The sequence below is a fragment of the Janthinobacterium sp. SUN118 genome, assembly GCF_030397695.1.
Classification (GTDB): domain Bacteria; phylum Pseudomonadota; class Gammaproteobacteria; order Burkholderiales; family Burkholderiaceae_D; genus Janthinobacterium.
This window is the reverse complement of the sequence record NZ_JAPUBV010000006.1, coordinates 131,779-155,777: the sequence shown is the minus strand read 5'-3', so window position 1 is coordinate 155,777 and position 23,999 is coordinate 131,779. Positions and strand designations below refer to the sequence as shown.

The 23,999-nt window shown below is 64.3% G+C and carries 21 protein-coding genes; 6 read left to right on the top strand and 15 right to left on the bottom strand.

Translation table 11 applies throughout. The features are described 5' to 3' along the window. Window positions 1-177 precede the first annotated feature (177 nt). Window positions 178-2,289 (top strand): EAL domain-containing protein, encoded by a 2,112-nt coding sequence (locus O0880_RS26355; RefSeq protein WP_289889447.1) that lies wholly within the window; start codon window positions 178-180, stop codon window positions 2,287-2,289. Here O0880_RS26355 and glcF read toward each other — a convergent pair. The 3 genes from glcF to O0880_RS26340 are packed head-to-tail and all read right to left on the bottom strand — an operon-like array spanning window position 2,282 to window position 6,095. Further along, a complete protein-coding gene (glcF, locus tag O0880_RS26350) occupies window positions 2,282-3,511 on the bottom strand; it encodes a glycolate oxidase subunit GlcF (RefSeq protein ID WP_289889446.1) in 1,230 nt (409 codons plus the stop codon). The two genes, O0880_RS26355 and glcF, sit on opposite strands and share 8 nt — an antisense overlap. 6 nt (window positions 3,512-3,517) lie before the next feature. Then, complete coding sequence (gene glcE / locus O0880_RS26345) at window positions 3,518-4,588, bottom strand: glycolate oxidase subunit GlcE (RefSeq protein ID WP_289889445.1); 1,071 nt, start codon at window positions 4,586-4,588, stop codon at window positions 3,518-3,520. 16 nt (window positions 4,589-4,604) lie between these two features. Then, the gene (locus tag O0880_RS26340) at window positions 4,605-6,095 is read right to left on the bottom strand and encodes an FAD-linked oxidase C-terminal domain-containing protein (RefSeq protein WP_289889444.1); all 1,491 of its coding nucleotides are present in this window, start codon (window positions 6,093-6,095) and stop codon (window positions 4,605-4,607) included. 162 nt (window positions 6,096-6,257) lie between these two features. Between O0880_RS26340 and O0880_RS26335 the strand changes: the two genes are divergently transcribed. Continuing rightward, the gene (locus tag O0880_RS26335; RefSeq protein WP_289889443.1) at window positions 6,258-6,812 is read left to right on the top strand and encodes a cob(I)yrinic acid a,c-diamide adenosyltransferase; all 555 of its coding nucleotides are present in this window, start codon (window positions 6,258-6,260) and stop codon (window positions 6,810-6,812) included. A 51-nt stretch (window positions 6,813-6,863) separates the two neighbouring features. Here the strand turns inward: O0880_RS26335 and O0880_RS26330 are convergent, their stop codons facing one another. From O0880_RS26330 to O0880_RS26285, 10 genes are all read right to left on the bottom strand, one after another. After that, window positions 6,864-7,058 (bottom strand): hypothetical protein, encoded by a 195-nt coding sequence (locus O0880_RS26330; protein ID WP_071325359.1) that lies wholly within the window; start codon window positions 7,056-7,058, stop codon window positions 6,864-6,866. Window positions 7,059-7,149: 91 nt separating this feature from the next. Further along, a complete protein-coding gene (locus tag O0880_RS26325) occupies window positions 7,150-7,341 on the bottom strand; it encodes a hypothetical protein (RefSeq protein ID WP_289889442.1) in 192 nt (63 codons plus the stop codon). A gap of 31 nt (window positions 7,342-7,372) precedes the next feature. Further along, complete coding sequence (locus O0880_RS26320) at window positions 7,373-7,750, bottom strand: glutaredoxin family protein (RefSeq protein ID WP_071325361.1); 378 nt, start codon at window positions 7,748-7,750, stop codon at window positions 7,373-7,375. An 89-nt stretch (window positions 7,751-7,839) separates the two neighbouring features. Further along, the gene (locus O0880_RS26315; protein WP_289889441.1) at window positions 7,840-8,025 is read right to left on the bottom strand and encodes a hypothetical protein; all 186 of its coding nucleotides are present in this window, start codon (window positions 8,023-8,025) and stop codon (window positions 7,840-7,842) included. Window positions 8,026-8,302: 277 nt separating this feature from the next. Then, window positions 8,303-9,451 carry a cytochrome c peroxidase gene (locus tag O0880_RS26310; protein ID WP_289889440.1) on the bottom strand — a complete coding sequence of 383 codons (1,149 nt, stop codon included), beginning with the start codon at window positions 9,449-9,451 and terminating at the stop codon, window positions 8,303-8,305. A 25-nt stretch (window positions 9,452-9,476) separates the two neighbouring features. Next, window positions 9,477-12,029, bottom strand: coding sequence for a TonB-dependent receptor plug domain-containing protein (locus O0880_RS26305; protein ID WP_289889439.1), 2,553 nt, complete (start codon window positions 12,027-12,029; stop codon window positions 9,477-9,479). Between the two features lie 212 nt (window positions 12,030-12,241). Next, the gene (locus tag O0880_RS26300) at window positions 12,242-14,341 is read right to left on the bottom strand and encodes an FUSC family protein (RefSeq protein WP_289889438.1); all 2,100 of its coding nucleotides are present in this window, start codon (window positions 14,339-14,341) and stop codon (window positions 12,242-12,244) included. A 157-nt stretch (window positions 14,342-14,498) separates the two neighbouring features. Next, entirely contained in the window at window positions 14,499-16,367 is a 1,869-nt protein-coding gene (gene dxs, locus O0880_RS26295; protein WP_289889437.1) for a 1-deoxy-D-xylulose-5-phosphate synthase, read from the bottom strand. After that, entirely contained in the window at window positions 16,368-17,285 is a 918-nt protein-coding gene (locus O0880_RS26290) for a polyprenyl synthetase family protein (RefSeq protein ID WP_289889436.1), read from the bottom strand. Beyond that, entirely contained in the window at window positions 17,282-17,533 is a 252-nt protein-coding gene (locus O0880_RS26285; RefSeq protein WP_071325366.1) for an exodeoxyribonuclease VII small subunit, read from the bottom strand. The genes O0880_RS26290 and O0880_RS26285 overlap by 4 nt, the downstream gene beginning before the upstream one ends. A gap of 406 nt (window positions 17,534-17,939) precedes the next feature. Here O0880_RS26285 and O0880_RS26280 point away from each other — a divergent pair, with 406 nt between their 5' ends. The 3 genes from O0880_RS26280 to O0880_RS26270 all read left to right on the top strand — a co-directional run bounded on the left by O0880_RS26280 (window position 17,940) and on the right by O0880_RS26270 (window position 21,012). Continuing rightward, window positions 17,940-19,040, top strand: coding sequence for an aromatic ring-hydroxylating dioxygenase subunit alpha (locus tag O0880_RS26280; protein WP_289889435.1), 1,101 nt, complete (start codon window positions 17,940-17,942; stop codon window positions 19,038-19,040). Between the two features lie 183 nt (window positions 19,041-19,223). Next, a complete protein-coding gene (locus tag O0880_RS26275; RefSeq protein ID WP_071325368.1) occupies window positions 19,224-20,147 on the top strand; it encodes a DMT family transporter in 924 nt (307 codons plus the stop codon). A 13-nt stretch (window positions 20,148-20,160) separates the two neighbouring features. Continuing rightward, window positions 20,161-21,012 carry a sulfurtransferase gene (locus tag O0880_RS26270; protein WP_289889434.1) on the top strand — a complete coding sequence of 284 codons (852 nt, stop codon included), beginning with the start codon at window positions 20,161-20,163 and terminating at the stop codon, window positions 21,010-21,012. 48 nt (window positions 21,013-21,060) lie between these two features. Here O0880_RS26270 and O0880_RS26265 read toward each other — a convergent pair whose 3' ends face one another. Together O0880_RS26265 and O0880_RS26260 are read right to left on the bottom strand one after the other, a co-directional pair. After that, window positions 21,061-22,803, bottom strand: coding sequence for an ATP-binding cassette domain-containing protein (locus O0880_RS26265; RefSeq protein ID WP_289889433.1), 1,743 nt, complete (start codon window positions 22,801-22,803; stop codon window positions 21,061-21,063). A gap of 257 nt (window positions 22,804-23,060) precedes the next feature. After that, window positions 23,061-23,819, bottom strand: coding sequence for a ZIP family metal transporter (locus tag O0880_RS26260; RefSeq protein ID WP_071325371.1), 759 nt, complete (start codon window positions 23,817-23,819; stop codon window positions 23,061-23,063). On the opposite strand from O0880_RS26260, the gene O0880_RS26255 reads away from it, so the two are divergent. Next, a complete protein-coding gene (locus tag O0880_RS26255) occupies window positions 23,707-23,961 on the top strand; it encodes a hypothetical protein (protein WP_289889519.1) in 255 nt (84 codons plus the stop codon). The two genes, O0880_RS26260 and O0880_RS26255, sit on opposite strands and share 113 nt — an antisense overlap. Window positions 23,962-23,999 lie beyond the last annotated feature (38 nt).

The window sequence follows — 23,999 nt, the reverse complement described above, 5'->3', positions numbered from 1 at the left end:
ACCTTGATTAATGACAACATCCATGCGAAATCAATCAATCCGTATTTATTTCATGACTGATATCAATATTGTGTTTCAAATAGCAATTTTTCGGTGATAATGTTTGCATAATTATTCGCAGATATCGATCAAAAAACGATGCCAATCTTTGGGAAAATATTATCTTCATGGATGCGGATGGGCTGTTATTCCCGCCTCTTCATCCCTATTTTCTTCCTGATACTTGCCGTTTCCGCCGTCCGCTACCACGCCCTGCTCGACACGGAAACGGCGCTGGCCAATTCGCGCTACCAGAGCGATGCGCGGCAACTCGATCTCTACCTGGCCAATACCGTGCTGCCGCTGGCCGTGCAGGCGAATATGGAGTCGCTGCGCGACAGCGTGCAGCAGGCGCTGCGCGGCGCCATGCCGCTGAACCGCAACCTCGCTTCCGTGCGCTGGGACAGCGCCTCCACGCATATCGAAGTGCAAGCCGACAGGCAGCTGGCCGATGAACTGGCGGCCGGCGTGCCGCCCTGGTTTGCGCGCCTGGCCGGCATCACGGCCATCAGCAGCCGCCTGACGGTGGCGCTGCCCGGCGGCGGCGACGGCATCGTCGACCTGCATTACACGCCCAGCCTGCCCCTGATGCAAGTGTGGCACAGCGTGCGCCACCAGGCCGTGCTCAGCACCATCAATATCGTCCTCATCTATGTGTTGCTGGCCCTGATCCTGGCCTCGCACCGCAGGCTGCTGGCGCGGCTGGTGCAGGCGACCGACCGCTTTCGCGGCGGCGACTTCGCCGTGCGCATGGCGGCCGGCGCCACGCCCGAGGCACAAGCCGTGTCGGGCTCGTTCAACAGCATGGCCGGCGATGTCGAGGAACTGTTTTCCTCGCTGAAGACGAGCCAGCGCCAGCTGGGCGAACAATTGAATGAAACCGTGCACATGCAGCAGGCGCTGCAAAAGCTGTCATGGCAAAATTACAATGACGTGCTGACGGGATTGCCCAACCGTGCCGCGCTGGCCGCCCGCTTCGAGCAGGAGCTGTTCCTCGCGCGCGAACGCCAGCGCCTGCTGGCCGTGTGCCTGTTCGATCTCGACCACTTCCAGGCCATCAACGACCGCTACGGCGCCGAGGCCGGCGATGAAATCCTCAAGCAGGTGGCGGCCCGCCTGCACGGCTACACGGGCCAGGTGCACTACGCGGCGCGCCTGGGCGGCGATGAATTCGTCCTGCTGCTGTGCGGCCAGGCCAGCATCGCCAGCATCGAGCAGAACATCACGCAGCTGATGGGAGAGCTGAGCCGCCCCTACCTGTGCGACCAGCAGGCGCTGCACATGACGGCCAGCGTCGGCATCGCCGTCTACGCGGGCAAGGACCTGAACACGGAAAGCCTGCTGCGCCACGCCGACCACGCCGTCTACCAGGCCAAGCTGACGGGACGCAACCAGTACCACTTCTTCGACACCAATCTCGATGAAGAGGTGCGCACGCACCACAACCAGCGCACGGAAGTGCGCCAGGCCCTGATCAACGGCGAACTGCGGCTGTACTACCAGCCCAAGGTGAACATGCGCGCCGGCACGGTGGTGGGCATGGAGGCGCTGCTGCGCTGGCAGCATCCGCGCCGCGGCGTGCTGGCGCCGGCGCAATTCCTGCCGCTGGTGGAGCAGACGGACCTGATCATCGACATCGGCGAATGGGTGCTGCGCCAGGCCCTGTGGCAGATGCAGCGCTGGAGCGCGGCCGGCAAGCACTGGGTGGTCAGCGTGAACATCGCGGCGCGCCACTTCCAGCAGCCCGATTTCGTCTCGCGCCTGAAAACCATCCTCGGCGAGTTTCCCGGCGTGCGCGCCAGCATGCTGGAACTGGAAATCCTCGAATCGTCGGCCCTGCACGACATCGAGCACGTGCGCCGCATCATCCGCGCCTGCCAGGCGCTGGGCATCACCTTCGCCCTCGACGATTTCGGCACCGGCTATTCCTCGATGTCGTACCTGAAACGCCTGCCGGCGAATATCGTCAAGATCGACCAGAGCTTCGTGCGCAACATGCTCAACGACCGCGACGACCTGCATCTGGTGCGCGCCGTCATCGGCCTGGCCCGCTCATTCAGCCTGACGGTGATCGCCGAGGGCGTGGAAAGCATCGAACACGGCGCGCGCCTGATCCAGCTGGGCTGCGACCTGGCGCAAGGCTACGGCATCGCCCGCCCCATGCCGGCCGACGCCGTGCTGGAATGGGCGAGCCATTTTGTGCCGGCACCGCAATGGAGGATTGCGCAGTTCAGCGAGGCACCTATCTGACGGCTGTCAATGCTGCATCGATCAGCTCGATCCAGTGCCGCACGGGCGTTTCCGTGCCCGACTGCAGATGCGTGAGGCAGCCGATATTCGCCGAGACGATCATCTCCGGCTCGCACGCCGCCAGGTTCGCCAGCTTGTTGTCGCGCAGCTGCTGCGACAGGGCCGGCTGCAGGATCGAATACGTGCCGGCCGAACCGCAGCACAGGTGGCTGTCGGCGCACAGGCGCACGTCGACGCCGACGGCGCGCAACACCTGCTCCACCTTGCCGCGGATCTGCTGGCCGTGCTGCAGGGTGCACGGCGGGTGATACGCCACCCTCTGTGCGATACGGTCTTTCAACAGCGCCACCAGCTCGTTTTCAAACGCCGGCATGATCTCGGACAAATCGCGCGTCAGGGCGGCGATGCGCCGCGCCTTCTCCGCATAGCTGGCGTCATGCGCCAGCAGGTGGCCGTACTCCTTGACGGTGGCGCCGCAGCCCGACGCCGTCATGACGATGGCTTCCGCGCTCTCCACGTAGGGCCACCAGGCGTCGATATTGCGGCGCATGTCGTCCAGCGCCGCCTCCTGGTCGTTCAAATGATGGCGCAGCGCGCCGCAGCATCCGGCCTTCGGCGCGACTATCAGCTGCACGCCCAGCGCGTCGAGCACGCGCGCGGTGGCCGCGTTGATGTTCGGCGACATGGCCGGCTGCACGCAGCCGTCGAGCAGCAGCATGGTGCGCGCGTGCTGGCGCACCGGCCATGCCCCGGCTTTCACGCCCGGGCGCAGCTTGTCCTGCAAGCCTTGCGACAGCAGCGGCCGCAGCGCCTGGCCCGCCTTGTACACGGGCGTAAACAGCCAGCGGCGCGGCAGGGCTTCCTTCAGGGCGAAGCGCAGCGCGCGCTCGCGCAAGGGGCGCTGCACGCGCTGCTCGACGACGTGGCGGCCGATGTCGACCAGGCGCCCGTACTGCACCCCGGACGGACAGGTCGATTCGCAGTTGCGGCAGGTCAGGCAGCGGTCCAGGTGCGTCTGCGTCTTGACCGTGACGGGCGCGCCTTCGAGCACCTGCTTGATCAGGTAGATGCGTCCGCGCGGGCCATCGAGTTCATCGCCCAGCAACTGGTAGGTGGGGCAGGTGGCCGTGCAAAAGCCGCAGTGCACGCAGGCGCGCAGGATGGCTTCGGCTTCGTCGCCTGCCGGCGTATTCTTGATGAAATCGGCGAGATTGGTTTGCATGCGCGCTCAATACATTCTGTGCGGGTTGAAGATGCCGGCCGGATCGAAAGCCTGCCGCAGGCGCTGGTGGATGGCATCGATGGCCGGCGCCAGCGGCTGGAACACGCCCACGGCCTTGTCGCCGCCACGGAACAAGGCGGCGTGGCCGCCGGCGGCCGCCACCGCCTGGCGGATGCGCTGCGCGCCGGCGACATCGGCGTCGGTGTCAAGTTTCAGCCAGCGCTGCGCCCCGCCCCACTCGATCAGCTGGCGCCCTTTCAGGATCACGGCGCTGGCGTGCGGCGGCAGCGACAGGCGCCACAGGCTGCCCGCGCCCGCAAAGAAGTCATGCGTCTGCTCGCGCAGCGCGCTCCAGAAGGCGGCCGCGTCCTGCGGCGCCAGCACCTCGCCGCCCAGCGTCTGCAGCGCCGCCGAGACGGCCGCCTCGGCGCCGGACAGGCGCACCGTCAGCACGCCGTCATGCCAGCAGCTGGCCGAAATCGGCAGCGGCTTGCCGGCCCACTCATTGAGCAGGCGCAGGGCGGCGATCTCCGCGCACGCGATGCGGAAAGTGGTTTCGCGCAGCGGCAGCGGCAGCACCTTCAGCGACACTTCCAGGATCAGGCCCAGTGTGCCCAGGGACCCCGCCAGCAGGCGCGAGACGTCGTAGCCGGCCACGTTCTTCATCACCTGCCCGCCAAAGGCCAGCCGCTCGCCATGGCCGTCCAGCAGCACGGCGCCCAGCACGAAGTCGCGCAGCGCGCCCGCGCTGGCGCGGCGCGGACCGGACAAGGCGCAAGCGACAACGCCGCCCACGGTGGCGCCGGGGCCGAAATGCGGCGGCTCGAAAGCCAGCATCTGGTTGCGCGCGGCCAGCGCCGCCTCGATCTCGGCCAGCGGCGTGCCGCAGCGGGCCGTGATCACCAGTTCCGTCGGTTCATAGTCGATGATGCCCGCATACGCACGCGTATCGAGTACCTCGCCTTCGAGCCGCTGGCCATACCAGTCCTTGGTGCCGCCGCCGCGCAGGCGCAGGGGGCTGCGCGCCGCGCTGGCCGCCAGGATGGTCTGCCTGAATTGTTCCACTATCGCTTGCAAGGAGGTCTCCGGCAGGTTAAAAACGGGGCAGGTTGGCGAACGGCAGGCGCCCCGCCGTCACGTGCATCTTGCCGAATTCCGCGCAGCGGTTCAAGGTGGGAATCGCCTTGTCCGGGTTCAGCAAGGTATGGGGGTCGAAGGCGCGCTTGACGGCAAAGAAGGCATCGAGTTCGGCGCGCGTAAACTGCACGCACATGGAATTGATCTTTTCCATGCCCACGCCGTGCTCGCCCGTGATGGTGCCGCCCACGGCCACGCACAGGGCCAGGATGTCGGCGCCAAACGCCTCGGCGCGTTCGAATTCGGCCGGCACGTTGGCGTCGAACAAAATCAGGGGATGCAGGTTGCCATCGCCCGCATGGAACACGTTCGCGCAGCGCAAGCCATGCGTCTTTTCCATCTGCGCGATGCCCGTCAGGACCTCGGCCAGTTTTTTTCTCGGGATGGTGCCGTCCATGCAGTAATAATCTGGCGAGATGCGCCCCGCAGCGGGAAACGCGTTCTTGCGGCCGGACCAGAACTTCATGCGCTCGGCTTCCGACTGCGAGACGGCGATCGCGCTGGCGCCCGCCCCTTCCAGCACGGCCGTCATGCGCGCGATTTCCTCTTCCACCTCTTCGTGCGTGCCGTCCGCCTCGCACAGCAGGATGGCCGCCGCGTCGATGTCGTAGCCGGCCTTGACGAACGGTTCGACCATGCGCGACGAGGTCTGGTCCATCATTTCCAGGCCGGCCGGGATGATGCCGGCGGCGATCACATTGGCCACCGCGTTGCCGCCCGTGACGACGTCGCCGAACGAAGCCATGATGACCCTGGCCGTGGCCGGTTTCGGTATCAGTTTCACCGTCACTTCCGTGACGATGCCCAGCATGCCTTCGGAGCCGATGAAGACGGCCAGCAGGTCGAGACCCGGCGAATCGAGGCATTCGCCGCCCAGTTCCAGCACGTCGCCAGCGATGGTAACAACGCGCACGCGCAGCACATTGTGCACGGTCAAGCCGTATTTGAGGCAATGCACGCCGCCCGAGTTTTCCGCCACGTTGCCGCCGATGCTGCAGGCGATCTGCGAGGACGGATCGGGCGCGTAGTACAGCGCGTATGGCGCGGCCGCCTCGGAAATGGCCAGGTTGCGCACGCCCGGCTGCACCACGGCCGTGCGCGCATACGCATCGAGGCGCACAATGCGGTTCAGGCGCGCCGTAGACAGCACCACGCCATCGGCGATGGGCAAGGCGCCCCCCGACAGGCCCGTGCCGGCGCCGCGCGGCACGATCGGCACCTGTAATTCGCGGCAGACGCGCAGGATGGCGACGACCTGCTCTTCCGTGTCGGGCAGGGTGACCACCATCGGCAGCTGGCGGTAGGCGGCCAGGCCGTCGCATTCATACGGGCGCGTGTCTTCGGCGTCCGACAGCACGCAGCGGGCCGGCAGCACGGCCAGCAGGGCGGCGACGACGGCTTGCTGGCGCGCGGCGGTCAATCCGGATTCGGGAGCGGCATTGAGCATAAGTGGGGCAACTTAAGTGAGCAAAAGTGCATGGGCGTGCAACGATTGTAAGCACAAAAGCGGCGCGCACCGCATTTTTTGTCGCCATGGGGGGCAAATCGGGGGCAAGGTGTGGCGCAGTGTCGTATGCTGCCCCCATTCTACTTTGACAGGATCAGCATCATGGGCAACCGACTCTCGAAAATCGCCACGCGCACGGGCGACAATGGCAGCACCGGCCTGGGCGACGGCAGCCGCACCAGCAAGGACAATGTCCGCATCCACGCCATGGGCGACGTCGACGAACTGAACGCGAATATCGGCTTGCTGCTGTGCGAAGCCATGCCCGACGCCTTGCGCGACGAGCTGGTCGCCATCCAGCACGACCTGTTCGACCTGGGCGGCGAAATCTGCATCCCCGGCTACCAGCTGATCAAGGAAGAGCACGTGCTGCGCCTCGACGATTTGCTGACCAAATACAATGCGGACTTGCCCGCCCTCTCGGAATTCATCCTGCCGGCCGGCTCGCGCGCCGCCTCGCTCGCGCATGTGTGCCGCACCGTCTGCCGCCGCGCCGAGCGCAGCATCGTGGCGCTGGCCAACGTGGAAACCCTGCACGAGCATCCGCGCCAGTACGTGAACCGCCTGTCGGACCTGCTGTTCGTGCTGTCGCGCGTGCTGAACCGCTTTGCCGGCGGCAGCGACGTGCTGTGGCGGCACGACCGCACGCGGGGTTAACGCCGCCAATGCCGGCCCTGCCAGCGTACTGGCAGGGCCGGCAATCTTTATTTAATCTGGCGCGCAGCTTTCATAACAGATCCGATGAATCTTGCTGCAAGCGCCTGGTGAGCCCGGATGCTCGGTCATGCACTGTTCCAGGTCGTCATTACACTGCGAATAGCATGCCGGCTCGCCGCTGCCGGCGATTGCATACGAGGCGCTGACGCCCATGGCAAACAAAAAGAAACCCAGCTTTTTAAACATAAGCACTCCTGTTGAATTGACAGACGATGAATGACATCCATGGCGCGCCGTCGCTTACGCACCATCCATACACTGGTATTGCATGCGCGCGTCAACCACGCGGCGGACGCAGGCATTCCTTCTGGCAAGCCTGATAATTTTCCATGCAGGCCGGCTGGCCGAATTCCACGCAATCGAGCAGGTTGCGTTCGCAGACAAAGGTGCAGTCAGGGCCACCTGCCTGCACGCTGAAGGACAACGCGGCGCCGGCGGCAAACAGGAAAGCGGCAATCTTTTTGAACATGGTGAGCCTTTCAAGTTAACAAGTGGGAACGTCAGATTTTCTTCAACGCCGCTTGCAAGGCATCCGTATTGAAACCCTGGATCTTGCGGTTGCCGATCAACACCACGGGCACGCCGCCGCCGCCGAGTTCTTCATGGGCTTTTTTCGCTGCCGGCGATTTCTCGATATCGAGATCGACGAAATCGATCTTGTTTTCCTTGAAATACGCGCGCGTCTTGGCGCAATAACCGCACCAGTCCGTGCCATATAACACCACCTTCGCCTGGGCATTCGGGAAATACGCGGCGTAATTGCCTTCCGTGTAATTCGACTTGAGCAGGCCAGGCAATAAGGACAGGCCATAGCCACTGCCCAGGCCGGCTGCCAGGATCAACGCATACAGGGCGACGGTTTTGATTTTTTTCTGCATAGTGGGGGATGGCGAGAGAGGGGCGTATCAAAGGCAAGCCAGCGCGGAACGCCGTTGGCTTGCCACCTTGCGATAAATCGAGTCTGCAATCAGCTGCCTGCTTCGCAGACTTTCAGGCACGCCTTGTAACTGCCGCTGCAAAATGGGGATCGGTCGCCATTCATCATCGTGCACTCGCGCAATTCCTCCTCACAGCTGGAGCAGCTGATCTCCGAAGCGAGAGCATAGGAAGCACTCAATCCCAAGGTAAAAATAAATGCCGCAATCTTTTTCATTTACTACTCTCCATGTCAGCCATTGCAGCAGGCAATGGCACTACACCAGTGGTAAAAATCAATGACGATTTTCCTTATTCTCTTGCTACAAAATCGAATATAGAGCGCGATTATTTTAGAGTCAACATTTCCTTCTTATATATTTCTATTTTGGAAAATATATTGGGAAAGCCCGTGGAATGTGGAATTTGGAGAGATTGGGGGGCGCCAAACGTCTATACAATATTGGCGCCGCATGCAGGAAAACGGCCGGCTGCGGGCGCAGCCGGCCGGGCGGCTACAGGGCTTCCAGAAAGCTCTTCAGCGCGATGATTTCCTCGGACGTCAGCTGCAAGCGCTGCAGCAGGGGCGACGTGACGGGAAACTTCGGATCGGCCGCCTGCTGCGCATTCTGCGGCACGGGGCGCGACATGCCCGCGTTATACATGTTCAGCAAACCCACCATCTGCGGAAACAGGCCGTTGTGCATCCACGGCCCCGATTGCGCCACGCCGCGCAGGCCCGGCGTGCGGAACTTGCCCACGTCCTCGTCCTTGCCCGTCACCAGGTAGCGCCCCAGGTCTTCATATTTCTTGCGCCCATAGTACGTCAAGCCCAGGTTATGAAATTGCTGGTCCGTCAGCAAGGCGCCGCTGTGGCAGGTCATGCAGCGCGCCTTGGTGCGGAACAGATGCAAGCCCAGCAGCTCGCGGTCGTTCAGGGCCGTGCGCTGGCCTTCCAGGAAAGTGTCGAAGCGCGTGACGGGCGGCAGCACCGTGCGCTGGTAGTCGGCCAGCGCCGTCAGGATGCGCGGCAGGGTCACGCCGGCGCCCTGGCCGAAGGCGGCGTCGAACTGCGCCGGATAGTCATCGAGCGCGGCCAGCTTGGCCGCCAGGGCCGGTACGTCCATGGCCATCTCGTCCGGATGCTGCAAGGGACCCAGCGCCTGCTCTTCCAGGGTATTCGCGCGGCCATCCCAGAACAGCGGCTTGAGCTGCCCCACGCCCAGCAAGCCCGGCGCGTTGCGCTGGCCCAGCCTTCCTTCATGGCCGACGGAGGTGCGCTTGCTGTCGGCAAAGCTGTGGGCGGGACTGTGGCAGCTGATGCAGGCCACCGCGTTCGAGCGCGACAGGCGGGGGTCATTGAACAGCCGCTGTCCCAGCGCCGCCACCTGTGGCGCCACCTGCGCCAGCGGCAGGGCCGAGACGGGCGCCATTTCCTGCGGCGCGACGCCGTCGGCCACCTGCGGCCGGGGCCAGTGGGCGATGGGCTGCGCATACTTCTGGCGCAGACAAGCCATGTCCCAGCCCTTGTCCGCCGCGCAGGCAACGCTGGCGGAAACGCCATCGCTGGCGCGGCCATCCATGCTCATCATCAGGCCCGCGCCGCCCGCCAGCAAGGCGGCCACGGCGAAGGTGGTTTTTTTCAGGTGGGATGCGATATTCATGCGCCTGCCGTCATGGTCGTTGTCATTAGAAGCGGTAGCCGAGTTCCAGCGTGAACTGGCGGCCTTTTTCGAACACCACCCCGTTGTTGGCATCGAACAGGGGATTGCTGCGGTTGCTGACGTTCTCGATGCCCAGGTTGACGAAGCCTGCGCCCGGCCCCGTCTTCGGCAGCGCGTACTGCACGCGCATGTCCCAGGTGAAGGACTTGCTGGTCGAAACGTCCTGGTAGACCTTCGCCACGTCGCCGTCGAATGGCAGCGCATCTCCCGTGGCGACCATATTCGTTTCCGGCCCCCGCATGCGGAAGAAATGGTCCACCTTCAGGCGGTACGCAGGCATATCGGTCGACAGCAGCAGGCGCGCCGTCCAGGGCCGGTTGTAATTGTTGGCCGGGCGGTCCGCCCAGCGCACGAACTTGCCCTGGTAATAGATGAATTTATCCAGTTCGTTCGTCAGGTCGCTCAGCGAGTCATCGTAAGTGGCATGCGTGCTGGTGGTGCGCGTGCGGTCATAGCCGAACTGCACTTGCGTGGCGCTGCCGCCCCAGCGCAGCGGGCGCATGGTCTCGGCGGACAGGGTCCACACCTTGCTGTCGCTGCGGCCCACGTTATCCCAATAGAAATTGGCGGCCGACACCACGTGATACACCATCTCGTCGCGGCCTTCGCGCAGCACGCGCTTGGCGCTCCACTTCACGCCGCCCCATTGCTGGCTGATGCCCAGCAGTTTTTCATCCGTGTACGGCACCTTCATGTCACCGAGCTTGAGCCAGCTCCAGTTGCTGGCCATGACGGGCGCAGCCCAGTCCTTCAGCAAGCCGCCCGACAAGGTACGCGTTTGCGGCGAGGTCTGCAGTGCCAGGCGTTTCGACTGGGCATAGAAGTTGAAGAAATTGCGGCCATAGTAGCGGTTGGCGCCCAGCTCGACCTGCGTCGTGCCCTTGCCCGCCACATCCCAGAACGCGGACAGGCGCGGCGCGACGGTGGAATTCGGCGACAGGTCGTCCGTATCGTAGCGCACGCCCAGGCGCACGCGCACATCGCCCGCCTTGACGTCATCCTGCAGGAAGGCGCCGCGCGTCTTGTTGCTCAGTTCATAGCCGCCCGCGTAAAAAATGATGCGCGATGCCAGATACTGGCCGCGCACGTTTGAGGCCGCATTCCATGGCGTCGCCAGCGAGCAGTACTGGCTATCGACGCCGCCGCCCAGCATATTGCAAGTGGTGGTGTTGGCCGATGCCGTATATTGCTCATAGGTGGTGTTGCGCTGGTAACGCGAACGCTGCGTGCCCAGTTCCAGGCCGGCCTGGAAAGTATGCGACATGCCCAGCAAGTCGAGCGGCTCCCACTTCAGCTTGCCCTGGTACTGGGCGCTTTCCTGTTCCTGGTCGATGTCGCCGTAGCCGCCTTCATTGCTGGCCCAGCCCGTCGCACCCGTGCCCGTCTTGACGCCCCAGTTCTTGTCGCTCGAGTAGCGCCACGCCTTCCACACGGTGGCATCGGCGTCGCGCGAACTGTCCATCTTGCTCCAGCTCAAGCGGTGTTCCGCCGTGGCATTGCCCAGCCACCCCACGGGATGCGTCAGGCCCAGGTTGATGCCATTGCCGCCGCTCTTCAGGTGATAGCTGCTGTTCCTGGTGTTGGCGATGAAATAATCGCCCTCGGATGGCGCATGCATGAGGGAAAAGTCGGCCAGCACACCGGGCGTGATGGTCCAGAAGCCGCGCACGAAGGCGTTGTCGCTGCCACGCCGCTGCACCTTGCGGTTGGCATCGCTTGCGCTCTGCAAGCCATTGCCGTAGCCATTCAGGGGAATCTCCGACGTCTTGCGGATGAAGCTGCCGATCAGGCTGAAATTTTCCGTCACCTTGCCCTGCAGCGCGGCGCGGTAGGTCCATTTCTCGAATGCCGGCTGCAGATCGGCCGTGGCCGAATTGGCGGCGCTTTCCCGCTGGCTGTCGCTGAGCTTGTATTGCATCCACGCCGAGCGCGTGCTTTCCACGGATACTTGCCCGGCCAGCTTGTGCGTGGGCGCGCAGGTATTGGCCTTCACCACGCCGCCCTTGAAGCGGCCATATTCGGCGCCGATGTTCGAATCGAGCACCGTCACGTCGCACAGCAGGCTGGTGTCGACGGCAAAGCCCTGGCTGGCCGACGGCGGCGTGGCATTGCTGGCAGGGTTGCTGCTGTTCGGGCCGATATCGTTGTTGAGCGACATGCCGTCCATCTGGTACAGATTGTCGTAGAACTTGGCGCCGTTGATGCTGATATCGGCCGGCGCCAGCTCGCCCTGGGTGGCGGACGCTTGCTGCTTGTTATCGAACTGCACGCTGGGATTGATGCGCAGCAAGCTGGTGATATTGCCGTCGATGCCATTCATGGCCTCGATCTGGCGCTTGTCCAGGCGCTGTTCGCCCACGGACTCCCGCTCGGCCTGCAGGCGCACTTCGGGCAGCACTTGCGGTGCGGGTTCGTCGGTGTCGGCTGCGGCGGCGAAGGCGAAGGGAGTGGCGGCGCTGGCGCCAAAGGCCAGGCCGATGGCCAGTACGGACTGGCGCAGGGTAAGAATGGGAGACATGAAAACCTTGCAACTGCGGATGGGAAAGGGGCAGTCTCATGATGCCGTCCTTCACCCGCGCTGCCAGTGTCGCCTTCTCATGCCGCCAATTGCAAATGATAACGATTAGCATTTACTGTTGCAATGCTCGAAAATCAAGACTTCGCCGTTTTTTTGACGTGCGTAAAAATTTCTTGCCATCTTGTTGCATCTACACCACGGCCTCGCCGCCGTCATGCGGCTGGCGCCACCTCGCCGGACTGCAGCTGCGCATGCAGGTGTTCGCGCAATAATCCGCGCAGCAATTGCACCTGCGCCACGGCATCGGCCTGCAAGGACGTCAAGCCGTGGCCGCCGCAGGGAGCGGGCGCGGGAACGTCCGCCTCGCCGCGCAGCAAGGCATCGATCTCCGCGCTGACGGCGGTGATCCACTGCTGCAACTCGGGCATGGCCGGCTCGGCCTGGGGACTCAGGCTGATGCGCGCCGTGCTGCCCGCCACGCGGCGCAGCAGCGGCAAGGTGCGCAGGGCCGCCAGGCCCACGCCGCTACTGCGGTCCAGGCGGCGCTCGATGCGCAGGCGCTGCAGCACTTGCTCGGCGTTGTTGCTGGCCAGTCCCGCCTCGCGGCGCAGCCTTGCGATCGCGCTATCCCACCGCCCGCCCGCCGCCAGCACGGCCAGCAGGTATTTCAAATTGGCCGACACGGCTTTCGCCAGGCGCTGGTCCAGGTCGTCCGCTTCGCGGTCGGGCCACAGGAAGAACGTGGCCAGCAGGGCCAGCACGCAGCCGAGCACATTGTTGCCCAGGCGGCTCATGGCATACACCATCTCGCTGGCCGGCGCCGCATAGTCGGCCACCAGCACGAAGGCGGGCGTCATGAACAGCACGTGCAGGCTGTAGCTGACGCGGCGCAAGGCCATGGTGGCGACGATCAGGGGAAACACCACCAGCGAGATGGCCAGCGGCGTGTGCACGGCCAGGCCGATCAGCACGGCCAGCACGGCGCCCAGCACGCTGCCCGCCACCCGCTCGATGCCGCGCGGCCAGGTGGTCGACACGGACGGCTGCAGTATCAGCAAGGTCGCCATGGTGGCCCAGTAGCCGAACGGAATATGCAAGGCTTCGACCAGCAGGAAGCCGGCCGTCGTCGCCAGCGACACGCGCGCCGCGTGGCGCCAGCTCAGCGACTGTGGCGTGGCGTTGACTTTCAGCGTCTGCCACGCCTGCCCCAAGGCCAGGAAAGCCGCCTCGCGCCACGGCAGCTGCGTCGCGCGCGGCATGCCCAGTTCCATGAATTCCACGTTCAGGCGCAGCGGCAGCAAGGCGCCCAGCGCCGCTTCCAGGCGCCGTCCGCAGGCGGCCAGGCGGTGCTGCAAGTCCAGCGGCGGCGTTTCCGGCCGGCGCTGCACGGCCTGCCCCAGGCGGCGCAGCAGCACGGCCATCACTTCCAGGCTGCGCCGCGCGCGCGGGTCCTGGCGCAGCCGCTGCTGCTCGCGCTCGCAGGTATGCGTGACGGCGATCAGGTAGGCGAAGATGCGCTCGGCGTCGCTGAGGGCCAGCAGCAGGTTGTCGTACAGGGCGCTGCGGCCGGCGCGCGATGGCGGCACGGCGGCCAGCGCCACGCGCGCCGCTTCCAGCGCGGCGCGCGCCTGCGAGCGGTAGCTGGCGCCATGCGCGGCAACGTCAGCCTGCGCGGCATCAGCTTCGAGGAAGCGCGCATTGTCGCGTGCGATGCTGGCCAGGCGCGAATATGCGGCGCGGATGGCGCGCCTGCTGGGGCCGAACGGGTGGATGCGCCAGACCGTAAAACTGAGCACGGTGGCAAACAGGCAGCCGACCATGTAGAGGCCGAGGAAAGGCGCGCTTTGCGTCATCGATTCGAGCGGATGCGTGACCATCACGACACAGGCCGTGGCCGCCAGGATCGCCACCTGCGCCGTGGCCGCGCCCCAGATGCGCGCCAGCGCGCCGGCCCAGGAAAACAGCAGCACGGCGATGGCGGCCGTCGCCAGGCCATGGCCGGCCGCCAGCGCCGTCAGGCCGCCGGCCACCGTGGACAGCAGGCCGAAGCCCAGCATCGAGACGAAACGCATGCGGCGCGTGCCGGCCGCGTCGGCCAGGCAGGTCCAGAAGGCGCCGATGGCGGCCCAGGAAAAATCGGGATGGTCGAACAACAAGCCCAGCAGCAACATGGCGCTCGAGGCGCACGCGGCCCGCAGGCCCTCGGACAGATTGGTTTCGTCGATGGCCAGGGTGACCATCCACAGGGGGCGGCGCTGCGCCAGCTTGTCCGTGTAGGCGTGCAAGCCCGTCAGCCAGCGGCCTGCCAGCATGCGCGTACGGCGGTGGAGTTTCCTGAAATGCAAGATCGGCTTTGAAAGGTATCAAAGCGTCATCGTAGCATTCCCGGACGAAAAATGTTGCAGTGCAGCGTAAAATTCCAGCAAGCGAAGCGGCACCGCAGTGCCGCTTCTCTCTTGCTTGCGCCTCTTAGCTGACCATCGCCAGGCGCGGCCCGGCTGCAGGGAAACGCTGCTCGATCGACGCGGCGATGCCGGCGGCGTCCAGGCCCACGCTTTTCAGCAGCTGCACGGGATCGCCATGGTCGATGAAGGTATCGGGCAAGCCCAGCATGAGGATAGGCTTGACGATGCCTTCGGCGGCCAGCGCCTCGGCCACGGCCGAACCGGCGCCGCCCATGATGCAGCCCTCTTCCACCGTCACCAGGTAATCGTGTTCGGCGGCAAGCTGTTTCACCAGCGCCACGTCGAGCGGCTTGACGAAACGCATGTTGGCCACCGTCGCGTCGAGCTTCTCGCCCGCCGCCACGCTCGGCGCCACCATCGAGCCGAAGGCGAGGATGGCGATGCGCTTGCCCTGGCGCTTGATCTCGCCCTTGCCGATCTCGATGCTGGTCAGTTCCGGCACGATGGCCGCGCCGGCGCCGGCGCCGCGCGGATAGCGGATCGCTGCCGGGCCAGGATAGTGGTAACCGGTCGTCAGCATTTGCCGGCATTCGTTTTCGTCGGACGCGGCCATGATGACCATGTTCGGGATGCAGCGCAAAAACGCCATGTCATAGTTGCCCGCATGCGTGGCGCCGTCGGCGCCCACGAGGCCGGCGCGGTCCAGCGCGAACGTCACGTCCAGGTTTTGCAGGGCCACGTCGTGGATCAGCTGATCGTAGGCGCGCTGCAGGAAGGTCGAATAGATGGCGACGACGGGCTTCAAGCCTTCGCAGGCCAGGCCCGCGCCAAAGGTCACGGAATGCTGCTCGGCGATGCCGACGTCGAAATAGCGGTTCGGATATTGCTGTTCGAACTTGACCATGCCCGAGCCTTCGCGCATGGCCGGCGTGATGCCCACCAGGCGCTTGTCGTGCGCGGCCATGTCGCACAGCCAGTTGCCGAACACTTCCGTGTACGTCATCTTGGCCGGCGCCGTGGCCGGCTTGATGCCTTCGGCCGGGTTGAACTTGCCCGTGCCGTGGTACAAGATCGGCTCCGCCTCGGCCAGCTTGTAGCCCTGGCCCTTCTTGGTCACCACGTGCAGGAATTGCGGGCCCTTCAATTGCTTGATATTTTGCAAGGTCGGGATCAGCGAATCGAGGTCGTGGCCGTCGATGGGGCCGATATAGTTGAAACCGAATTCCTCGAACATGGTGGCAGGCACGACCATGCCCTTGGCGTGCTCCTCGAAGCGCTTCGCCAGTTCCAGCACGGGGCCGGGCAACACGGACTTGCCGACATTTTTCGCCGCCGCATAGAACTGGCCCGACATCAGTCGCGCCAGGTGGCGGTTCAGGGCACCCACGGGCGGCGAGATCGACATGTCGTTGTCGTTCAGGATCACCAGCAGGTTGACGTCTTCCTGCACGCCCGCATTGTTCATCGCCTCGAAGGCCATGCCGGCCGTCATCGAGCCGTCGCCGATCACGGCGATCGCGTGCAGCGGGTCGCCCTTGATCTTGGCCGCCTGCGCCATGCCCAGCGCGGCCGAGATCGACGTCGACGAGTGGGCCGTGCCGAAGGTGTCGTATTCGCTCTCGTCGCGTTTCGGGAAGCCGGAAATGCCGTCCTTCTGGCGCAAGGTGTGCATGCGGTCGCGGCGGCCCGTGAGGATCTTGTGCGTATAGGTCTGGTGGCCCACGTCCCACACGATGCGGTCGTGCGGCGTGTTGAACACGTAATGCAGGGCGACGGTCAGCTCGACGGTGCCCAGGTTGGACGACAGATGGCCGCCCGTCTTGGAGACGGAATCGAGCAGGAAGCTGCGCAGTTCCTGCGCCAGCGGCACCAGTTGCGAGCGTGCCAGCTTGCGCACTTGCGCCGGTTCATTGATGGTTTCTAACAGTTTCATTTATGCCTTCCGCTGCACGACCAGGTCCGCCAGCTCGCGCAGGCGGCGTGCCTTGTCCCCGAATGGCGCCAGCGCCGCATGGGCGTCGCACCGCAATTGTTCTGCCAGGGCCCTGGAAGGTTCCAGTCCCAGGATCGATACGTAGGTGGGCTTGTTGGCCGCCGCATCCTTGCCTGCCGTCTTGCCCAGGGTGGCCGAATCGGCCGTCGCGTCGAGCACGTCGTCGACCACCTGGAAAGCCAGCCCGACGGCGCGCGCATAGGCGTTCAGCGCCGTCATCTCGTCCGCCGTCAAATCCTTGCCCGCCAGCGCGCCGAGGATCACGGCCGCGCGCAGCAGGGCGCCCGTCTTCAACTGATGCATCTGTTCCAGCTGCGGCAGGCTCAAGGCCAGGCCAACGCTGTCGAGGTCGATCGCCTGGCCGCCGCACATGCCGGCCGTGCCGGACGCGTGCGCCAGCAGCTTGATCATGGCCATTTGCCGCGCCGGCGGAATGGCCGCGCCATCGGCCAGCAGCATGAACGCTTGCGATTGCAGCGCGTCGCCCACCAGCAGGGCCGTCGCCTCGTCGTAGGCGATGTGCACGGTGGGCTTGCCACGACGCAAGGCATCGTCGTCCATGCACGGCATGTCGTCATGCACGAGCGAATACACGTGAATCATTTCCAGCGCGCACGCGGCGCGCGCGAGGGTGTCTTGATCGGCGTCGAACAGTTCGCCTGCAGCCATCACCAGCAGCGGGCGCACGCGCTTGCCACCGCCCAGCAGCGCATAGCGCATGGCCGCGTGCAGCTTGTGCGGCACCACGTCGGCCGCCGGCAGGAACTGCTCGAGCCGGCGCTCCACGCCGGACTGGGTGGCTTGCATCCAGTCGCCGAAGGTGATGCCGATGTTGCCTTGTTGTACGCTGGCCGTCATTGGGCGGCCTCGCCGGCATCCACGAACGGTTTCAGCATGTCGCCTTCGAGCACTTTCACCTGCGCTTCGACGCCGTCGAGCTGGGCCGCGCAATACTTGACCAGTTCCGAGCCGCGCTGATACGCCGCGACCGATGCTTCCAGCGGCAACTGGCCCGCTTCCATTTGCGTTACCAGCTGCGCCAGTTCCGCCATTGCCTCTTCAAACGAGGCCGGCGCTGCGGCAGCGGCAGTTAATTTCTTCGACATAGACTCAGATCTCTTCGTGGCACGAGGGGCTTGTAGGGAGACGCCGGGGACTCCCGGCCAGCATAGAAGCGTTATTTTAGAACAAACCACACTATTAAGTGAAAACTAAAGCGCAATCGGCGTGTTCAAAGGGGAAGACGTTGCCAGCATGTCAGTGGATTTTAGCGCAATCGCCTCCCTCCACCGGAAATTGCACGGTAAATGACAACGTTTCTCATTAAAGTACCCAATTTGCCAGGAGGTTTGGCAATGCCGAGGCCGATCCGCGCTATAATCGCCGGTTCTGTCCGAAATACCGTTTCAACAAATTTGAATTCAGGTCTTTGCGGATTCTTTCTCTCTGTAGCGGTTGCCCAGGGAATGGCCTGGGGCACTGCTGACCGTTGTACATTTATGGGGGGTTGGGATGTCCGATCTGGCTACTCACGCCAAGCTGGCGCGTTCAAACGCGCAACTTCCGGTCCACGTCTATTTTGACGAAACGCTGTTGCAGCGTGAAATGCAGCAATTGTTCCAAGCCGGCCCGCGCTATGTCGGGCATGAGCTGATGGTGCCGGAAACCGGCGATTTTGCGACCCTGGCGTCTGAGAACGAAGGGCGCATGCTCGTGCGCAACGCCAATGGCATCGAAGTGCTGTCCAACGTGTGCCGCCACCGGCAGGCGCTGATGTTCAACGGCCGCGGCAATGCCAATCATATCGTCTGCCCGCTGCACCGCTGGACCTACGACCTCAAGGGTGAACTGATCGGCGCGCCGCATTTCCCCGAGACGCCGTGCCTGAACCTGTCGAAAACGCCGCTGCAAAGCTGGAATGGCTTGCTGTTCGAGCAAAACGGCTACAACGTGATGGAAAAATTGAAAGATTTGTCCGTCTCGAAAGACCTCGATTTTTCCGGCTATATGTTCGACCACGTGGAAATCCACGAGTGCGACTACAACTGGAAGACCTTCATCGAAGTCTACCTCGAGGATTACCACGTCGAGCCGTTCCACCCTGGCCTGGGCAGCTTCGTCAGCTGCGACGACCTGCGCTGGGAATTCGGCAAGGATTACAGCGTGCAGACGGTGGGCGTGCACCGCGGCCTGCAGCAGGCCGGTTCGCCGACCTACAAGAAGTGGCAGGAGCAGGTGCTGCAATTCCGCGGCGGCGAACCGCCGCCGTATGGCGCCATCTGGCTGACCCTGTATCCGAACATCATGGTCGAATGGTATCCGCACGTGCTGATCGTCTCGACCCTGTGGCCCGATGGTCCGCAAAAGACGCGCAACGTGGTCGAGTTCTATTACCCCGAAGAAATCGTGCTGTTCGAGCGCGAACTCGTCGAGGCGGAACGGGCCGCCTACATGGAAACCTGCGTCGAGGACGATGAAATCGCCCAGCGCATGGATGCGGGCCGCAAGGCCCTGATGGCGCGCGGCGTAAGCGAAGTGGGTCCTTACCAGTCGCCGATGGAAGACGGCATGCAGCACTTCCACGAGTGGTACCGCAGCAATATCGAACTGTAATCTTAGTAGAGGGGCCGCATAATGCGGCCCTTCTTTCGTTTCACTCTACACTTACAACACCTGACAGAACCGCAGCGAGCGGCAGCGCGGCGTGGCCAAGAAGCGCAGCTGTACTTTGGTACGGCGCGCATCGCAGGCCGCGCCCCGCGACGCGCAGCAGGTTTGCTCAGGTGAAAGGCCACAATGCAATCTCTTTGGATGCTGTTTGCAAGTTTTATGTTCGCCATCATGGGCGTGTGCGTCAAGCTGGCGTCGGAGATGTATTCGACGTCCGAAATCGTCATGTACCGCGGCATCATCGGCATGACCGTCATGGGCTGCACCATCGTGTACCAGGGCGGCAGCTTCAAGACCACGATGCCGGGCCAGCATCTGTGGCGCGGCGTGGTGGGCGTGGTGGCCCTGTGGCTGTGGTTTTATGCGATCGCCATCCTGCCGCTGGCCACGGCCATGACCCTGAACTACATGGCCCCCATCTGGATCGCCGTGATCCTGCTGGCCGGCGGCTGGTGGAAAGGCATGAAACAGGTCGAGTGGCCGCTGGTGGCGGCCATCGCCATGAGCTTTGTCGGCGTGACCCTGCTGCTGCAGCCCGTGTTCGAAACGGACCAGGTGGGCGGCGCCGTCACGGCCCTGATTTCCGGCATGCTGTCGGCCCTCGCCTACCTGCAGGTGCGCAAGCTGGGCTTGCTGGGCGAACCCGAATACCGGGTCGTGTTTTATTTCTCCATCGTCAATTTCCTCGCCGGCGTGATCGGCCATGTGGCCAGCGCCGGCGGCGGCCCCGTCGTCTGGCACGCGCACACGAGCGGCTACGGCATCGGCTTGCTGGCCGCCATCGGCCTGTGCGCCACCATGGCGCAGATGGCCATGACGCGCGCCTACCGCCTGGGCAAGACCCTCGTTGTTGCCAATTTGCAATACACGGGCATCGTCTTTTCCAGCTTCTGGGGCGTGGTGATCTTTGGCGACCTGTTCGACTGGCACGGCTGGCTCGGCATCGGCGTCATCCTGGCCTCGGGCATCGCGGCAACCTATTACAATACCCGCAACACGGCCCGTGGCGCCGCCATCGCGCGCACGGATCCCATCGCCAGCGAAGTGTAAAGGAGCGTTCCTGATGTACACCACCTTGATCCAGGCCAGCGAACTGGCCAGCCACGTGAATGACAGCAACTGGGTCATCCTCGATTGCCGCCACGACTTGCTCAACCCCACGGCCGGCAGCGATGCGTTTGCCGCCGGCCACATCCAGAACGCGCAGTTTGCCGACATCGACACGGCCCTGTCCGGCCCGAAGACGGCGCACGGCGTGGACTTTACGGGCCGCCATCCCCTGCCCGACCGCAACGCCTTGCTGGCCAGCCTGCGCGGCTGGGGCATCCATGACGACACGCAAGTGGTGGCCTACGACGGCCAGGGCGGCATGTTCGCCGCCCGCCTGTGGTGGCTGCTGCGCTGGGTCGGCCATCCGGCCGTCGCCGTGCTCGACGGCGGCCTGGCCGCATGGCAGGCGCAAGGCTTGCCGCTGGTTACGCCCGTGGCGCCCCGCCCTGCCGGCAAGCTGACGGAAAAAGCCAGCCTCACGCGCACGGTCACCGTGCAGGACGTCATCGCCAACCTGGACGCGCAGGCGCTGACCGTCATCGACGCGCGCGCGCCCGACCGTTATCGCGGCGAAAATGAAACCATCGACCCCGTGGGCGGCCACATCCCCGGCGCGAAAAACCGTTTCTTCAAGGATAACCTGCAGGCCGATGGCCGTTTCAAGGAGGCCGAGGCACTGCAACGCGATTTCAGCGCGCTGTTTGATGCGCCGCAAGCGGCCATCATGCAATGCGGCTCGGGCGTGACGGCCTGCCACAACCTGCTGGCCCTGGAAGTGGCGGGACTGAGTGGCGCAGCCCTGTATCCCGGTTCGTGGAGCGAATGGTGCGCCGACCCGGCGCGGCCCGTGGCAACCGGCAGTTAAAAAAAAATGGCGGACCCGGTGGTCCGCCATTTTTTCATCTGTGGGCAACTAGGAAGTTATCCCCAGCGCCTGATTCAGCCGTTCCAGCTCCGCCAGCCACGCCTGCTGGCTGGCCGGCTTCTGATGGCGCGGCTTGCGGGCCAGGTCCTCGGCCAGCAATTGCTCGAGTTCGCACAAGCGTTCCAGCTGCACGTCGACATCCGTTTGCGCTGGGGCCAGCGCAGCCGTTTCCACGCGCGGCGCGGCCGCCGGCGCCTGCCCATCCTCCAGGCTCAGGCGCGCATACGCGCTGGCCGCGTCAAGCCACTCTTCCAGTCCGCCATCGGCCACCACCCAGTAGCGGTTGCACGCCGTCTCGATCAGGTCGCGGTCGTGCGACACCAGCAGGCAGCCGCCTTCGAATCCCTGCAAGGCCAGGCCCAGTTCCGCCTTGCCCTGCATGTCCAGGTGATTGCTGGGCTCGTCCAGCAGCAGCAGGTGATAACTGGCCAGCGACAGGCCCAGGAACAGCAGCCGCGCCCGCTCGCCGCCGCTCAGGGTGGCCACCGTCTGGCCATGGCGGGCATACGGGAAACCGGCCGAGATTAACGCCTGCTTGCGCGCCACCTGGCTGCGCGCAGCTTCGTTTTGCACTGCGAACGGATACAGGGCGTCGGACAAATCCGCATCGTCGGCCAGCTGCCGGAGCGACTGGTCGTAATAGCCGATGTTTGCCGCCTTGTGGCAGCGCAAGTCGCTGCGGTCCTGCTGCGCCTGGATCGCCTGCCAGCACAGGCGCAGCAACGACGACTTGCCGCTGCCATTCGCACCCAGCAAGGCGACCCGGTCGCCCGGCTTCAGCCACAGCTGGCCGACGTGGAACAACACGGGAGAGGCCGGCACGGCGCGCACGTCCAGCCCGTCGAGCGCCAGCAGTTGGTCGGCCGCCAGCGCCTTGCCGCGCAGGCTGAGGCGCCAGGGCGCGCCCTCGCTGACGAACGATTGCACCTCCTTTAGCTTGTCGACGCGCCGCTGCATGGTCTTGGCCTTGCGCGCCAGGTCTTCATTGTCGTAGGTGCGGCCCCACAGGGCCAGGCGGGCGCTGCTGGCCGACAGGCGGTCGATTTCCTTCTGTTCGGCCGCATGGCGGGCGGCGGCGGCAATATCCGCCTCGGCCAGCGCCGCCAGCGCGGGGCCACATGGCAAGTCGAAATCGTAGAGGCGGCTGTCGCGCAGGATCCAGCTGCGCGTGGTCACGTTGTCGAGCAGGCGCTGGTCGTGCGAGACGAGGATGAAGGCGCCGCGCCACCGCAACAGGAATTGCTCCAGCCACAGCAGCGACGGCAAGTCCAGGTGATTGCTCGGCTCGTCGAGCAGCAGCACGTTCGGCTCCTGCAGCAGGGCGCGCCCCAGCAGCAATCGCGTGTGCTGGCCGCCGGACAGCGAGTGCACGGGCACTTGCGCCGTATCAAGGTCGAAACCCAGTTCGGCCAGCAGGCTGTCGACGCGCCAATGCAGTTCAGGCTGATCGAGCACGGGCGCCAGCAAGGCGTCGTACAGGCTCAGGCTGGCCAATGCCGCCGGCAAGTGCTGTTCCACGTGCTGCAAGCGGCAGGCGCGCGCGTAATGGATGCTGCCGGAGCTCGCTTCGCGCGTGCCGCTGAGCAACCCCAGCAAGGTGGATTTGCCGCAGCCATTGTGGCCGATCAGGCCGATGCGGTCGCCCTGGCGCAAGGTAAAGGCGAGGTCGTGGAACAGGAAACCGTCGTGGGTATCCAGCTGCAAGGCGAGTGTAGAGATAAGGGTAGTCATGGCTCTTGTCTTTGTTCGGGATGCAAGCATCCGCGTTAACAGGAGCGCTAACGACAACGGAGTACCAGGAAAGGACTCGTAGAGGAGGGTAACTTTGCTCTGGCCAGGTTATCGCAGCGCGATAGAACGTGGGCAAGAGCGGCTAAATGTGCTTAAAGAACGCACATCCCATAGGACGAGCACAAAAATTTCCATATTTTCCTCCTTTCGCTTTGAATTAGTCAGAAAGGCCATACTACACGCGACGCGCCGGCGCATCAACCGCCGTGCTTGTGCCGCGTCAGGAACAGCACGATGCACACGCCCAGCGCGATCAGCAGCACTTGCGGGATGGTTTCGCGCAAGGTGGCGCGGCGCTGCATCTGCGGCATCAGGTCGCTCAAGGCGATATAGATGAAGCCGGACGAGGCGAACACGAGCACGTAAGGGATCAAATTGCTGGCGCGGTCCAGGGTGAAATAGCCAAGCAGGCCGCCCGCCACGGCCATCATGCTGCACAGCAAGTTGAAGACATAGGCGCGCAGGCGCGAGAAGCCGGCGTTCAGCAGCACGATGAAATCGCCGATTTCCTGCGGAATTTCATGCGCGATGATGGCCAGGCCCGTCACCAGGCCCAGCTTCGGGTCGGCCAGGAAGGCGGCGGCGATCAGGATGCCGTCCGTAAAGTTGTGCATGCCGTCGCCGACGAGGATCATCCAGCCGGCCTTGCCCGCCTCGTGCTTGTCGTGACCATGCGCATGGTGGTGGCCGTCGCCCTCGTGGTGGTGCGAATGGCGCAAAATGGCGAATTTTTCCAGCATGAAAAAGGCCAGCAAGCCTGCCAGCAAGGTGGCGAACAGGCTGCGCGGATCCGCCTGGGACTCGAACGCTTCCGGCAAGGCGTGCAGCAAGGACGTCGACAACATGATGCCGACGGACAAGCTGACCATGCGCTCGACCACCTTGGACAGGAATGCAAACGAAAAGATCGCCGCCGCGGTAATGCTCAACACGCCCGCGATCGTGGTCGCGAGCAAAATGGATAAAAGGACGGGATCGATGATTTTCTTACCTCAAAATGGCGCCGGGTCACTGGCGCCCGCTGTGCTGGCGTCTGGCCTGATGACTATTGCTTATTATTTAATTCTTGTCGCGCTTGGCGGCGGCGTGGCGCGTTGAAGATGCAATTGTACTGCATTGACGCGAACCGGGCATTT